The 14,581-nt window shown below is 32.3% G+C and carries 16 protein-coding genes; 1 reads left to right on the top strand and 15 read right to left on the bottom strand.

Translation table 11 applies throughout. From position 1 onward, the window contains the following. From upp to ACJAX4_RS03870, 9 genes are all read right to left on the bottom strand, one after another. Positions 1–454 (bottom strand): uracil phosphoribosyltransferase (gene upp / locus ACJAX4_RS03830; protein WP_435788131.1); only part of this gene is annotated, 454 nt, incomplete at its 3' end. Between the two features lie 27 nt (positions 455–481). Continuing rightward, the gene (gene rpiB / locus ACJAX4_RS03835) at positions 482–931 is read right to left on the bottom strand and encodes a ribose 5-phosphate isomerase B (RefSeq protein WP_435788132.1); all 450 of its coding nucleotides are present in this window, start codon (positions 929–931) and stop codon (positions 482–484) included. A gap of 247 nt (positions 932–1,178) precedes the next feature. After that, positions 1,179–2,225: an L-threonylcarbamoyladenylate synthase gene (locus tag ACJAX4_RS03840; RefSeq protein ID WP_435788133.1), complete on the bottom strand. Its 1,047-nt coding sequence runs from the start codon at positions 2,223–2,225 to the stop codon at positions 1,179–1,181. Positions 2,226–2,240: 15 nt separating this feature from the next. Then, positions 2,241–2,969, bottom strand: a complete 729-nt coding sequence (locus ACJAX4_RS03845; RefSeq protein ID WP_435788134.1) for a ZIP family metal transporter — start codon at positions 2,967–2,969, stop codon at positions 2,241–2,243. A 76-nt stretch (positions 2,970–3,045) separates the two neighbouring features. Next, positions 3,046–3,648, bottom strand: a complete 603-nt coding sequence (locus ACJAX4_RS03850; RefSeq protein ID WP_435788135.1) for a hypothetical protein — start codon at positions 3,646–3,648, stop codon at positions 3,046–3,048. Between the two features lie 45 nt (positions 3,649–3,693). Beyond that, complete coding sequence (prfA, locus tag ACJAX4_RS03855) at positions 3,694–4,770, bottom strand: peptide chain release factor 1 (protein ID WP_435788136.1); 1,077 nt, start codon at positions 4,768–4,770, stop codon at positions 3,694–3,696. A gap of 116 nt (positions 4,771–4,886) precedes the next feature. After that, the gene (gene prmC, locus ACJAX4_RS03860; protein ID WP_435788137.1) at positions 4,887–5,741 is read right to left on the bottom strand and encodes a peptide chain release factor N(5)-glutamine methyltransferase; all 855 of its coding nucleotides are present in this window, start codon (positions 5,739–5,741) and stop codon (positions 4,887–4,889) included. Continuing rightward, positions 5,741–6,646, bottom strand: a complete 906-nt coding sequence (locus ACJAX4_RS03865) for a DUF1385 domain-containing protein (protein WP_435788138.1) — start codon at positions 6,644–6,646, stop codon at positions 5,741–5,743. The genes prmC and ACJAX4_RS03865 overlap by 1 nt, the downstream gene beginning before the upstream one ends. A 2-nt stretch (positions 6,647–6,648) precedes the next feature. Next, positions 6,649–7,233, bottom strand: a complete 585-nt coding sequence (locus ACJAX4_RS03870; protein ID WP_435788139.1) for a thymidine kinase — start codon at positions 7,231–7,233, stop codon at positions 6,649–6,651. A gap of 209 nt (positions 7,234–7,442) precedes the next feature. Between ACJAX4_RS03870 and rpmE the strand changes: the two genes are divergently transcribed. Next, positions 7,443–7,661, top strand: a complete 219-nt coding sequence (rpmE, locus tag ACJAX4_RS03875) for a 50S ribosomal protein L31 (protein WP_435788140.1) — start codon at positions 7,443–7,445, stop codon at positions 7,659–7,661. A gap of 99 nt (positions 7,662–7,760) precedes the next feature. Here the strand turns inward: rpmE and rho are convergent, their stop codons facing one another. From rho to ACJAX4_RS03905, 6 genes are all read right to left on the bottom strand, one after another. Next, a complete protein-coding gene (rho, locus tag ACJAX4_RS03880; RefSeq protein WP_435788141.1) occupies positions 7,761–9,242 on the bottom strand; it encodes a transcription termination factor Rho in 1,482 nt (493 codons plus the stop codon). Positions 9,243–9,443: 201 nt separating this feature from the next. Continuing rightward, entirely contained in the window at positions 9,444–9,788 is a 345-nt protein-coding gene (locus tag ACJAX4_RS03885; RefSeq protein WP_435788142.1) for a hypothetical protein, read from the bottom strand. Between the two features lie 215 nt (positions 9,789–10,003). Then, entirely contained in the window at positions 10,004–11,608 is a 1,605-nt protein-coding gene (locus ACJAX4_RS03890; protein WP_435788143.1) for a CTP synthase, read from the bottom strand. A 288-nt stretch (positions 11,609–11,896) separates the two neighbouring features. Continuing rightward, the gene (locus tag ACJAX4_RS03895; protein ID WP_435788144.1) at positions 11,897–12,316 is read right to left on the bottom strand and encodes a DUF1934 domain-containing protein; all 420 of its coding nucleotides are present in this window, start codon (positions 12,314–12,316) and stop codon (positions 11,897–11,899) included. A 13-nt stretch (positions 12,317–12,329) separates the two neighbouring features. Then, positions 12,330–13,313, bottom strand: a complete 984-nt coding sequence (locus ACJAX4_RS03900) for a tRNA 4-thiouridine(8) synthase ThiI (RefSeq protein WP_435788145.1) — start codon at positions 13,311–13,313, stop codon at positions 12,330–12,332. A 28-nt stretch (positions 13,314–13,341) separates the two neighbouring features. Beyond that, positions 13,342–14,373, bottom strand: a complete 1,032-nt coding sequence (locus ACJAX4_RS03905) for a D-alanine--D-alanine ligase family protein (RefSeq protein ID WP_435788146.1) — start codon at positions 14,371–14,373, stop codon at positions 13,342–13,344. Positions 14,374–14,581: the final 208 nt, after the last annotated feature.

Genomic DNA, 14,581 nt, shown 5'->3' on the forward strand with positions numbered 1-14,581 from the left:
CTCCTCTTTTCTTAAGCGCTGCAATTGCATCTATTGCAGACCCTCCTGTAGCAATCATAGGATCTGTTATAATTACATCTCTTTCATTAATGTCCTGAGGTAATTTACAAAAATATTCAACTGGTTGAAGAGTTTCCTCATTTCTATACATACCTATGTGTCCAACCTTAGCTGCTGGTATAAGCTTTAGCATACCGTCAACCATTCCGAGTCCTGCTCTAAGTATTGGAACTATAGCCATTTTCTTTCCAGCTAAAACTTCGCATTTAGTAGTACAAATAGGAGTTTTAATTTCAACCTCCTGTGTTTGTATATCGCGTGTAACTTCGTAGGCCATCAGCATTGCAACTTCTCCTACTAACTCTCTAAAATCCTTTGAACCTGTATTTTCGTCTCTTATGAATGATAATTTATGTTGTATAAGTGGGTGCGTAATTTGTGTTACTTTACTCATATGTATTTCCTCCAATTATTTTATTATTTATTTAGTATGTTTTTTCTCGATTTCTGTAATTTTGTCGATCCTTCTCTGATGTCTGTCCCCTTGAAAATCAGCATTAATAAAAGTATCTACTATATCCAGTGCTAACCCCGTTCCAATGACACGCTCTCCCATCGTCAGTATGTTAGCGTTATTATGTTCCCTTGCTGCATGGGCACTAAACGTGTCATTACATAATGCAGCCCTTATTCCAGGTACTTTGTTAGCAGCGATACCTATTCCTATACCTGTTCCACATATAAGAATGCCTAGTTCGAAATTATCTTCCACCACCTCGCTTGCAACTTTTAGTGCATAATCTGGATAGTCACAAGATTCTTCAGTATAAGTACCAAAATCTTTTACCTGAATGTTCTTACTCTCTAGATGCCTAATTATGTCTTTCTTTAAGTTTAATCCACCGTGGTCACTACCTAATGCTATCTTCACTATAAAACACCTCCCATATATATTCCCTCGTATCTAAATATTTTATTACAAAAAAAGAAGACAATGAAATTTAAATAAATTACTTAAATTCCTTCATCTTCCTTGTATTTTGAGATAATACGAATAAATCGTTATTTGATCCTTCAACTTCTCTTAAATAATGTGAAATATTCTTAATATACAATATATTCATAATCATCCTCCTTGTATTATTCTTGATAGAAATCAATTATGAATTGTCTTCTATCTATACATTAGTTATATCAAAACCTGCGGATTTCTTAAGCCTATTCATTATAGCAACCCCTATCCCCTTTTCCTCAAAGGCTTCTGATAGTATTAAATCTACATCCGTATCATCAAATCCTCTTAAAATTTCAAAAAGATTTCTGCCAACATTGTCAAGATATTTTCTACTACCTAAAGAAACGACCATTCCATAAGGATATCTATCTTTAGTTTCATCCGTTGCCATAATACCTATTTTTTTGTTGCCTATACTATTCTGCGCTATTTCATTGATTTTTGCAATAGTTTTTTCTAAATCTCCACATATAATTTTAACTGGGGCTTTTGGTGCATAATGCCTGTACTTCATTCCAGGCGCTTTAGGAACAAAATCGCTCTTCGGTTTAGACATTATATTTTTATCAATATATATTTTATTGTCTACTTCTCTTAGCATTTCAATAGTTATAGCTCCAGGCCTTAATATGCATAGTGGAGTACAAGTACAATCAACTATTGTAGACTCAATGCCTACCTCACTTTTATTGCCCCCTAGAATATACTCTATCTTGCCACTTAAATCCTCAATACAGCTTTTTACATCAGTTGGACTTGGTTTACCAGATATATTAGCCGACGGAGCTGCAATAGGCGTTCCAGCTGCCTCAATAAGTTTTCTCGCAATAATACTAGAAGGCATGCGTATACCTACAGTCTGGAGCCCCGCGCTTGTAGTATCAGGAATTAAATCAGACTTATTAAAAATAAGCGTTATTGGCCCAGGCCAGTATCTATCCATAATTAGCTTCGCCAAGTATGGTATCTCTTTAACTAATGGCCCTATATTAAAATCAGCCACATGAACAATAAGAGGATTATCCTGAGGCCTTCCTTTAGCCTTAAAAATCTTTTCTACAGCTATTTTATCTAAAGCATTGGCTCCAAGACCATAAACCGTCTCAGTAGGAAACGCAACTAACCCGCCTTCAATAATAACACTTCCTGCCTCATTAATTATATTTTGTTCGATGTTCTTTTCATCTAAAATTACAACCTTTGTATTCATCCTCACACCTCTTAATTATATTGCATTAGTCATTATTAGTCCTAGTATTATACCTAAAAGTATACCTAATGTACTTGTGGTACCTGCCCAAAGTTTTTTAGACTGTGGAATCATCTCTCCGTAAATTACATATAACATAACCCCAGACGCAAATGCTAAAGCATTTCCTAAGATCACTGTAGATATACTTCCAATATAAATTCCAATCCAAGCACCAATTGCAGTTGGAAGCGCAGTTAAAAACGCATAAAATAATATTTTTCTATTCTTCACCCCCGAAAGCATGAGCGGTGCCGCAACTGCTAATCCTTCAGGTACATCATGTATTGCAATTATTATACTCATTTTAAGACCTAAACTTTCTCCATTAACAAATCCGAATCCCATTATCAGCCCTTCAGGGAAATTATGCAGCATTATTCCTATAGCAACCATAAATGCTACCTTTGTATACTCAGAATTTACATTATTGCTTAAACAACTTATTTTATCTATTATCACAACAATAGCAATCCCCATAACTAAAAAAAATAAAGTTCTTAAAAATCCTGCTTTATCTGTTGCTTCTGGAATAAGTTCAAAAACTACTATAGAAAGCATAAGCCCTGATGCAAAGCCTATAATGTTTCCTAATAATTTCCGCGAAGGTTTATTCATAACTACGCCTAAAAATGCGCCTAACATTGTTCCTATGAGTGCTATTACCCCAGTAAATATAATTATTAATACAACTGTACTTTTCAAATTTCTCCCCCCACTTCTATATGAAAATAAGTATAGAAGCTTTTATGCACTATACTTATTTCTATATATACTAATCTTATTTATACCCATGGGGGTTTATGCTGTATTCTCTATATTCTTTGATTTTTTCTATAGCATCATCAGAAAATAATGCTCCAACACACGATTTATATATATTATCTAATAAATTATATTTTCTAAATCCACCATTACTAATAGTAATATAGAAATATTCTTGTTCGGGGTCTAAAACTTTAATTTTATTATACATTTGAGCCGCGCAAGGATATTTCTGTAAAAATTTAATATCTATGGGGCTAATCCTTTTATTTCTAAATCTTGATTTTGTTATTATAATAATTTGCAAATCCACACCACGATTCATAGTATGAACTACCGCAACTTTATTACATATAATAATAAATTTCATTTTTGCTATTCCACACCATATACTTATTTTGTATCCATCTAATTTAAATTCCATAAACTCTTCATTGAACCTTAAAAGTAAAACTAATGTAATCATAATCTCGATACAAATTAAATACATTACTAAAAAAATATTTATTATCTTTGATATTTTTAATATGAGCGGTAATAAAACAAAAATAAAGCACATTGATAGCACAAAACGTTTATAAGTTTTCCTTTGCTTTCTAATGGCTTTATTTATATTCATAATTTCACCCTTCATTTATATTAATGCATATTTATATCATAACTATTAATCATTATTACCCATAGATTTCATCTTATCTGCTTGGTCAACAGTTATTAAGGTATTTAGCATTTCATCTATATCTCCATCAAGAAAATCCTCTAACCTATATAAGGTTAACCCTATCCTATGATCGGTTACTCTTCCTTGAGGATAGTTATAGGTTCTTATTCTCTCACTTCTGTCTCCTGAACCCACTTGACTCTTTCTGTCTTCAGCTATTCCTGCAGATCTTTCTGCCTCAGCTTTATTATACAATCTAGATTTTAGTATGATCAAAGCCTTAGCCTTATTCTTTAACTGAGATTTTTCATCTTGGCAAGAAACTACGATTCCTGTAGGTAAATGTGTCATTCTAACTGCCGAATCTGTTGTGTTAACACATTGACCCCCATTTCCAGATGCTCTAAACACATCTATTTTTAAATCAATAGCATTAACTTCAATGTCTACATCATCAACCTCTGGTAAAACAGCTACCGTAGCAGTCGAGGTATGGATTCTCCCACTTGACTCTGTGTCCGGAACTCTTTGAACTCTATGAACTCCACTTTCATATTTAAATTTACTATAGGTAGATTCGCCTCTTATCATAAATACTATTTCTTTGAATCCGCCGATGTCTGTTTCATTAGCACTCATTACTTCAACTTTCCAATTATTACGCTCTGCATATCTTGTATACATCCTAAATAGATTTGCCGCAAAAAGTGCTGCTTCATCTCCACCTGCGCCTCCTCTAATTTCCACAAATACATTTCTTGCATCATTTGGGTCCTTAGGCAAAAGTAAAATTCGAATTTCTTCTTCTACAGTTTCTTTAATTTCATTTAACTCTTTAATTTCAGATTGAATCATATCTTTCATTTCTTTATCAGATTCTTCTCTAAGCATTTCTTTATTTGTATCTATATCTTCTTTAGCTTTTTTATATATTCTATATTTCATAACAAGTATTTCTACTTCTGCCTGCTCTTTAATTAGTTTTTGCCATTCTTTTTGATTAGCAATAACTAAAGGGTCACTAATTTTCATATTAAGTTCATCATATTTATTTTCTGTAAACTCTAGTCTTTCTAACATTTTATCACTCCGTATATATATTTTCACACTATCAACTTTATCACATTTATTAGCAATATACAAGTTCCAATTAAATTGTCTTAACCCACTAAAGTGGCTTAATCGCCCAAAACATCTTATTCCGCTAAGGTTGCACTAACAACCCTATCATTCCCTGATAAATCTTTTATACATTCTACTCCCTTAAATCCTGACTTTAAAAGCATTCTCACAACCTGTTCCTTTTGATCATATCCTATTTCAAAAGCCAAAAGTCCACCTTTCTCTAATACCTGTAAACTTTGCTTCGTAATCCTTCTGTAAAAATCCAAACCGTCTTCCCCACCACTAAGAGCTAAATATGGTTCATAATTTTTTACATCTTCCATAAGAGTTGGTATAACCTCGTCTCTTATATATGGGGGGTTGGAGACTATGGCCTGGAACTTCTTATTTTCATCGATAGCCACCTGCAATAAATCACTAAACTCCGCGTGGACTCTTTTAGACAAGTCAAATCTTTCTATATTTGATTTTGAAAGAGCTACCGCTTCGCGCGATATATCATACAGCGTTACCTTAGCGTCCTTAACAAATTCGCCTATAGCTATACCAATAGCACCACTTCCGCTACAAACATCACAAACCTTAGTATAAGCCCTCTTATTTATGTGTTCAATAACATGTTCAACTAAAACTTCCGTATCAGGTCTTGGTATTAAAACGCCAGGCCTTACTATGAAATTCATACCCATAAATTCACAAGCAGAAAGAATATATTTTACAGGCATCTTATTTTTTCTTAGCTGAATTAACCGCATAAATTCATTTTCTTGCTTTGTGTCAAGCTCAAAACTCCTATTAATCATTATGAACAATTTATCTACATTTAAAACCTTAGAAAGTAAAAGCTGCGAATCTAAAATATAACTTTCAATCCCAACTTTTTTTAAGATTCCATAGGATTCGATTAGTATTTCTCCTATATCCATTATACTTCAATGCCTTCCGCTGCTTTAAGAGCTTTTATTGCCACCTCAATTTGTGACAAATCCGGCTCTCTTGTAGTTAGATTTTGTAATTTGAGCCCTGGGTAAGAAAGGATTCTTGATAAACTTCCATTGCTTTTTCCCATCCATTTAATAATTTCATAACTTACTCCTGAAATCACAGGAAGGAGTACAATTCTATATAGTATTCTCTCTCCAATCGAATTCCAACCAGTTAAAGAAAAAACTATTATACTAACTATCATTACTAAAAATAAGAAATTCGTACCACATCTCGGATGCAACCTCCCAAATTTAGCTGCAATCTCTGGCGTTAATTCCATATCACTTTCATAACAAAATATAGTTTTATGTTCAGCACCATGATACTCATATACCCTTTTTATGTCTTCCATTTTGCCTATCAAATACACGTATATTAGGAATATTGAAACCCTAATAAGTCCTTCCACAATGTTCATAACCATTACACCTGCACCCATCTTACTAAAAAAGCTAGCTACAAGAGTCGGCAAAATAAAAAATAATCCAATTGATATAATAAGTGAAATAACAAGAGATATCCCCATAATCACATCATTACTCTTTTCTTTAAATATTTTTGTAAGCCATATATCTAATTTAGAAGGAACTTCATCCTCTTCAAAAAAAGAGGCTGAATAATTTAAAGTTTTTACTCCTATAATTAATGATTCAATTAGTGAAATGAAACCCCTTATTATTGGTAGTCCCAAAACTTTATTCTTTTTAGTGAAAGACGTATATGCCTTTTTTTCCACTACAATTTCTCCGTCTACAGTTCTTACCGCAGTGGCAATGCCATTACTCCCTCTCATCATAACTCCTTCAATTACTGCCTGGCCTCCAACATTTACATTTCTAGCCATAGTTACACCCCTTCCCTAGGAACAATGTGACATTTTCTACATCTTGCTTCATAAGATTCTGTAGCCCCAATTAACACAATCGGATCCTCATATCTAGCTGGTTTTCCATTAATTAAACGCTGAGTTCTAGTAGCAGGATTACCACATACTATACAAATAGCTTGAATTTTATCAACAAATTCCGCTATGGCTAAGAGCACAGGTATAGATCCAAAGGGTACTCCCCTAAAATCCGTATCAAGCCCCGCACAGATAACTCTTATATTATTATCAGCCAAGGTAGTAATTATATCTATTATGCCTTCATCAAAAAATTGAACCTCATCAATAGCAACAACTTGTGTATCCTCTTCTATAATATTTAATATCTCGGAGCTATCTTTAACTGGAACAGCCTCTACCTTCCCTCCGCAGTGAGAAACCACATCTTCCTTGCTGTACCTATTATCAATTTCCGGTTTAAAGACTTGTACTTTCTGTTTCGCTATCTTAGTTCTTCTTATTCTGCGTATTAGCTCTTCAGACTTTCCACTATACATAGGTCCTACAATAACTTCCACCCAGCCGTGATCTTTTGGTCCGTACATAACTTTACCTCCAATTTATTAATCCATGTTTAAGACGTCGTCACATGTCTTATTAACTCTACATAAACACGAGCATATATATTTTATCAAAAATGTACAATATATTAAAGTAAAAATTAATATTATTCTTGTCAACTATTCAATTTTATGATAAAATTAAATAGTTGACAATACGGGTATATATCTATTTTTTGAAAGAGGTGAAAAATATGCAAGAAGGAATACATCCAGATTACACTCATGACACAGTTGTTAAATGCGCATGTGGAAACACTTTTACTACAGGTTCTGTTAAACAAGAACTTAAAGTAGACGTATGTTCTAATTGCCATCCATTCTACACTGGAAAGCAAAAGAATATTGATGTTGGTGGAAGAGTTGATAGATTCATGAAGAAATTCAATCTAAAAAGTGATGATGAAGAATAATATATTAATGGAAAAGATTTAATTATCTTTTCCATTTTTTTATTTTAAAATATTTTTAAATACCATCAAAATAATTAATAATATGTACTTTAAATCATTTTATCTAGCTAATACTTCAAAGTTCTTATTTATCATTTCAAAAAATTCTTTGTTACTTTTAGTTGTAGCTAATGTATTTAGAAGTTTTTCTGTTACACCCGTAGCATTACCCTCTCTATACATAATCTTTCTTAAATTATATATTGTTTCCATTTCAATCTTAGTAAGCAATAGATCTTCTCTTCTTGTTCCCGATTTGTAAATATCAACAGCTGGAAATATTCTTTTTTCTTGAAGTTTTCTATCTAAGTGAACTTCCATGTTGCCTGTACCCTTAAACTCTTCAAAAATCATATCATCCATTCTACTTCCTGTTTCTACCAAAGCAGTTGCAAGTATAGTTAAACTTCCACCCTCTTCGATGTTTCTAGCCGCTCCAAAAAATTTCTTTGGCATTAAAATCGCACTAGGGTCAAGACCACCGGATAGTGTTCTTCCTGAAGGTGTTACCGTTAAATTATAAGCCCTAGAAAGTCTAGTTAAACTATCTAATAGAATAATTACATCCTGTCCTTGTTCAACCATTCTTTTAGCTCTTTCAAGTACCATATAAGCTACTTTTGTATGATGATCTGGTTCTTCATCAAAAGTTGAATAGATAACTTCCCCTTTGATAGATCTTTGCATATCAGTAACTTCCTCTGGTCTCTCATCTATTAACACAACAATTAATTTTACTTCTGGGTGATTTATAGAGATACTATTAGCGATTTTTTTAAGAAGTGTTGTTTTTCCTGCCTTAGGTGGTGCCACAATTATTCCTCTCTGACCTTTACCTATAGGCGAAATAATGTCCATAATTCTTGAAGACAAGTCACTCGGACCAGTTTCTAGTGTCAACCTTTGGGTTGGGTAAATAGGAGTTAACTTTTCAAAAGGTCTTCTACCAACAGCTCTTTCTGGATTTTCACCATTTACAGCCTGTACATACAATAAGGCTTTAAATTTTTCACCTTCCTTAGGTGTTCTAACTTTACCTTCTACTTCATCTCCTGTTTGTAAATTAAATCTTCTTATTTGAGATGGAGAAACATAAATATCATCCTGACCTGACAAATAATTATTTCCTCTTAAAAAACCATAACTATTATTTTCAATTATTTCTAGAACTCCTCTTGCTGCTCCTGATTCATTTATCATTTCTTGCAATTTCTCTTTTTTGTTTTCATTCTGATTCTTAAAACCAGTATCAATGTCTCCACTTGGCTTTTTTTGTTTTGGGGATTCTTCTTTTAGAATTGGATTACTTAGAATTTGTTTTTCTGAGTTCTCTATACTATTAGTTTGAACTGTAGAAGTGTTTTTGGGACTTATTTTTTCTCTTAGAACAACTCCCTCTCTTTGCAAAGAGATTGGCGTTATCTTCTTTATTTCCTGAATTAACTCACTTTTTTTAAGTTTGGAAATACCTTTAACTCCAAGCTCTTTACAATGTTCTCGCAGCTCAACTACTGTCATGTTATCAACATCTTTATTTATCAAAATCTGCACCTCCGAAGGGTATTTTATATAATATCTATTTAATAAATATCATAGGAATTTAAAAACGTATTTACTATCCAATGAATTTTTTTGAAATGATATACTATTTTAATTATATCCTATTTTATAATTTTAATCCACTATATTAAAAATACACATAAAACCTTAAAGATTTATGTGTATCATAGGATTACTTTCTATTTATATCATAGCATAGATCTTCTCTGTAGTCTTTCTATGTTCATTTACTTTTTCTATAACCTTTTGATTCTTTCCAATAAAAAATATAGGTAAAGCTAGTTGCTCGCAGCCACCTATTACCATATTTCTTTTTAGAATCTCTTTAATATTATAATGATAAGAATGCTCTTCACCACATAGTAAACATTTAACCTTAATTACTATTTCATTACCTTTATTAACCTTAATATTTAAAGAGGGAAATCTAGTATTAATACTCTCTATTTCAAATATTGTCAGTTCGCAAACCTTATATTGACCATTATAATCTTTTAAAGCCATAGCAATATCCGTATCGAATATCAATTACTTCACCTCTCTTGTTTTATATTTTTGTTATATTTAAGTCTTTAGTATTAAATTCTATAAATTTTATGAAATCCCTTCTTAAATTTAGTTGGAATTTTTGGAAATTTCATTCTCGAAAATTAATTGATTCATTTAATATACCAATTAATAATAAATAACACCTCACCTTCAGATATTTCGTATATCTGAAAGCGAGGTGTAAAAACTAATTATTATTTCTCATGTTCCAATGCTGCCTTAATAAAATCCTTGAATAGTGCATGCGGTTTATTAGGTCTAGATTTAAGTTCAGGGTGAAACTGAACCCCAACAAACCAAGGATGATCTTTAATTTCAATTATTTCCACCAGTTTTTCATCCGGGCTTGTTCCTGTACACATAAGTCCAGCATCAGTTATCATTTTTCTATACTGATTATTATATTCATATCTATGTCTATGTCTCTCGTATATCACTTCATCAATATAAGCCTTATGAACATTAGAATCTTTTGCTAATTTACATGCATATAACCCTAGTCTCATAGTACCACCTTTTTCATCTAAATCCTTTTGGTCCGGCATTAAATCTATTACAGGATAATCTGTTTCAACTTCAAACTCCGAACTATTAGCTCCTTTTAATCCCACAACGTTTCTCGCATACTCTATAACAGCGCATTGCATACCAAGGCATATTCCAAAAAACGGAACTTTGTTTTCTCTAGCATATCTTGTAGCCTCAATTTTGCCTTCTATTCCTCTATCACCAAATCCTCCTGGGACCAATATCCCTGAGACATCTCCTAATATTTCACTAGCGTTTTCAGCAGTTACATCGCAAGCATCTACCCATTTAATTTCCACATTAGAATCATTATAAAGACCCCCATGACTCAATGCTTCAACAACAGAAATATATGCATCATGAAGTTCTACATATTTTCCAACTAATGCTATTTTTATATTCCCAGATAAATTCTTTAATCTATTTACCATAGAAGTCCATGCAACGTTATCTATTTCATGGCAATTCAGTTTTAATTTTTTACAAACTAAAGTATCTAGGCCTTCTTTATGAAGCATAAGAGGTACTTCATACAAATTTTCAGCATCTAAATTTTGAATTACGCAGCTAGCTTCTAAATTACAGAAGAGTCCAATCTTAGCTTTCATATCATCAGATATTTCCTTTCCAGAGCGGCATACTATTATGTCTGGTTGGATACCTATACTTCTTAGTTCTTTTACAGAATGCTGAGTTGGCTTAGTTTTAAGTTCCCCCGCCGTAGGTAAATAAGGTACTAATGTAACATGAACAAAGCAAACATTTTCTATTCCTACTTCATATTTCACTTGTCTTATGGCCTCTAAAAATGGTAGTGATTCAATATCTCCAACAGTTCCACCAATTTCAGTTATAACCACATCTACATCTTTTTCCTTAGCTACTCTATACGCCCTTTCTTTTATCTCATTAGTTATATGGGGTATTACTTGAACTGTACCACCTAAGTAGTCTCCTCTTCTTTCTTTTGATATAACTGACCAATATATTTTCCCTGTAGTTACGTTGCTACTCTTACTTAAATTTTCATCAATAAATCTCTCATAATGCCCTAAATCCAAATCTGTTTCTGCACCGTCGTCAGTTACAAAAACTTCTCCATGCTGATATGGACTCATAGTTCCTGGATCTACATTGATATATGGATCAAATTTTTGAATAGATACCTTTAATCCTCTATTTTTTAAAAGCCTTCCAAGTGATGCCGCTGTTATTCCTTTACCTAGGGATGATACTACCCCGCCTGTTACAAATATGTACTTAGCACTCATAATTATTCCTCCTATGGTTATTAATCAATAAAACTTTTGAGAAGTTTATATTATTTTTTTCAAAAATAGCTTGACAGATGTTTCATATGGCCCTATAATAGAAATTACCCTATAAAAATAATCGTATAGTAAACTGGTATATTTGTTTTCAAAAACCATATTAATATCTTATCACACTTTTTTGTTGTTAACCAGTGTTTTTTTATAATTCAATTAAATATTTTTTATAATAGCAAAGGCTATGTTCTGTACAGAACATAGCCTTTATTTTGTTTAGCTTTAATACTATTAAGCTTTAATATTAATTTTGAGTGTGGTACTCAAAACTTGTTGATTTCCTATTATCATATCATAATCTATAAACACATCTCCGCCGCTACTATCCACCTTCATTTTTAACTCCTTAGTATCCACCGTAAGGTCTAAGGCTCCATGTGGCGTATTGTATAAAGATAAATCCTTAACATCTTTTTTAAACTTCATTTCAGTAGTAGTAGTTCCTGTTCTCATTAGTGTAAAGTTTTCTTCATCAATTCTTAATGTAGTAGTAGTTCCCTTCATTCCTGAAATCTCTGTCTCTTCATATACCGCATAATAAGAGTTACCCTCTTTATAGAATTCACCAGGTGTAACCACTTCAATTATATCATCCTCATCTTCACTGTCAGCTTGTTTACTAACAACTGAAATTATCGCATTTTTATTCATTTCTTACCCCTCGCTATATTAAAATATATTTATTTATTTCTTCTTCTGTTGCAGGTGATATAACTATAGAGTTACTTAAAGAATTATCATATCTACCATATTCAATGGATATAGTTTCATCATCTTTTCCCTTACAATACCGCCCTGTTACTTTAGCTGCAAATTCAATGTCCTCATTCGTTTCTTCACCAATTATAACTACTGTAGAACCATTATAGTCCACAGCTGAAAATTTCAAATCTCCATCTTCTAGTAATTCTCTCAGTATTTCACCTTCTTCCTCCGTTCTTGTAGATATAATCTTGGCCTCCCCAGATATCCTAAAATGCCTTCCTATTTTCAATAATTTTAAATCTTTTTTAGATATATCTTCTTTATGATCTACAAGGTCTCTAAGTCTTATAGAGTAGCTAGGCTCAGTAAGTTTACATCCACCTGCTGGTGTTGGATATTCTAAAATACCCCACTTTCGAGCTAATTCCATTTGGACTTTTCTGTTTCTCCCTTTTATATCCATGAGCACTTCTCTATCTATTAAACCGTCCAACTCCATATCAGTTGGATTAAGATTTTTAGCACATAAAGGCCTTAGTATTTTCTTACCAATGCCAGATTCATTCTTCACTATATCTAGCGCAGATCTGTTTTGAGACATAGGTCTTTGATTTAAAACTTCTCCTGTTATTATAAAATCCGCGTGATATTTTTCGAGTAATTCTCCACAATATCTCATCATCATGGCATGGCAATCGATACAAGGATTCATATTCTTACCATGGCCATGTTTTGGGTTTTTCACCATTTCAAAGTGTTCATCTGAGAAGTCTATTACTTCTAAGGGTATATCTATTTGTTTAACTATTTTTAATGCATTCTCTTCATTAAAAAAGTTTGATTTAAAGAATATCCCTATAACTTCTATGCCTTGGTCCTTTACAAGTTTCGCTGCCAGTATACTATCCAGGCCTCCGGAAATCATAGCTAAAGCTGTTGTCATAAATTTTCTCCTCTCGACCTTGTATTTCCTATTTATTATTTCTTTCTATAGCAAGCATAATAAGCTCATCAATAAGAGTTTCGAAATTTTTACCAGTAGCATCCCACATTTTAGGGTACATACTTATTTTAGTAAAGCCAGGTATAGTATTAACCTCATTTAAATAAACCTCTTCAGTTTGCTTATCAACTAGAAAATCCACCCTTGCCATGCCAGCACAATCTAATATTTTATAAATTTTTATAGCTTGTTCTCTAATGCTTTGTAGCTTAGATGCACAAAGTGCTGCAGGTATTAAAAGCTTAGATGCTTCACTTTTATATTTAGCTTCATAATCATAAAACTCCTTTGCTGGAATTACCTCTCCTGGAATAGACGCTTCAGGATAATCATTTCCTAGTACCGATACTTCAATTTCCCTGGCATTTACAGCTTTTTCAATTAGAATTTTCCTATCATGTTTTAATGCTTCTTTAATCCCTAGTGTTAATTCTTCTTTATTATGTGCTTTTGTTATGCCTACAGACGACCCACCATTAGATGGTTTAATAAATAAATCATAGCCTAATCTTTTCTCTATTTTTTCTAATATTGCATCTTTGTTGTCTTCATATTCATGACCATTAATTACTACATAATCAGCTTGCACTATATTAAATTTTTGTAATAAGTACTTTGTATAAATTTTATCCATACAAATAGCAGAAGACATTACTCCAGGACCCACACAAGGAATATTAAATATTTTACACATACCTTGAATTGTTCCATCTTCTCCAAATAGACCATGTAATACTGGAAATACTACATCTACCTCTTTATCAAATAAAATATTTTGGCCCTGTGGTATTTTGTAAGATTCATCTTTTTCCCATTCTCCACTCTCTATGTTATCTAAGTTACCAGTATATTTAAACCATAATCCATTTTTCGTTATTCCTATAGGGTATACATCGTATTTTGTTCTATTAATATTTTTTAATACTGATGTTGCTGACGCTGTCGAAACCTCATGTTCAGTAGACTGTCCACCAAATAATACAGCTATTTTCTTTTTCATTACTTACCTCTCCTTATAACTATAATAATTATTTTATGAATAATAACATAATAAGTTAACTAAATAAATTTATTATTATATCTTATTATAACATTTATATATATTACTTTGTACGCTATTTGAAAAATCTTAATTACAAAACGACTCAAAAATAGGTGATACATGTGCAATCTACGCAATATATCACCTATAATCATACCAAAAGTCA

Origin of the sequence: Clostridium sp. (genome assembly GCF_051278035.1) — a bacterium.
In the GTDB taxonomy this organism is placed as follows: domain Bacteria; phylum Bacillota; class Clostridia; order Clostridiales; family Clostridiaceae; genus Clostridium_AD.

Coding starts and splice junctions, on each gene's coding strand:
- prfA (WP_435788136.1), bottom strand. CDS start 4,770: ATGTTAGAAAGACTAGAGTTTACAGAAAATAAATATGATGAACTTAAT.
- ACJAX4_RS03840 (WP_435788133.1), bottom strand. CDS start 2,225: ATGAATACAAAGGTTGTAATTTTAGATGAAAAGAACATCGAACAAAAT.
- prmC (WP_435788137.1), bottom strand. CDS start 5,741: ATGGATATAGGAGAAATACTAATCGAATCCTATGGAATCTTAAAAAAA.
- ACJAX4_RS03890 (WP_435788143.1), bottom strand. CDS start 11,608: ATGAGTGCTAAGTACATATTTGTAACAGGCGGGGTAGTATCATCCCTA.
- ACJAX4_RS03900 (WP_435788145.1), bottom strand. CDS start 13,313: ATGACAACAGCTTTAGCTATGATTTCCGGAGGCCTGGATAGTATACTG.
- ACJAX4_RS03850 (WP_435788135.1), bottom strand. CDS start 3,648: ATGAATATAAATAAAGCCATTAGAAAGCAAAGGAAAACTTATAAACGT.
- ACJAX4_RS03895 (WP_435788144.1), bottom strand. CDS start 12,316: ATGAATAAAAATGCGATAATTTCAGTTGTTAGTAAACAAGCTGACAGT.
- rpmE (WP_435788140.1), top strand. CDS start 7,443: ATGCAAGAAGGAATACATCCAGATTACACTCATGACACAGTTGTTAAA.
- ACJAX4_RS03865 (WP_435788138.1), bottom strand. CDS start 6,646: ATGGCTAGAAATGTAAATGTTGGAGGCCAGGCAGTAATTGAAGGAGTT.
- ACJAX4_RS03905 (WP_435788146.1), bottom strand. CDS start 14,373: ATGAAAAAGAAAATAGCTGTATTATTTGGTGGACAGTCTACTGAACAT.
- ACJAX4_RS03870 (WP_435788139.1), bottom strand. CDS start 7,233: ATGTACGGACCAAAAGATCACGGCTGGGTGGAAGTTATTGTAGGACCT.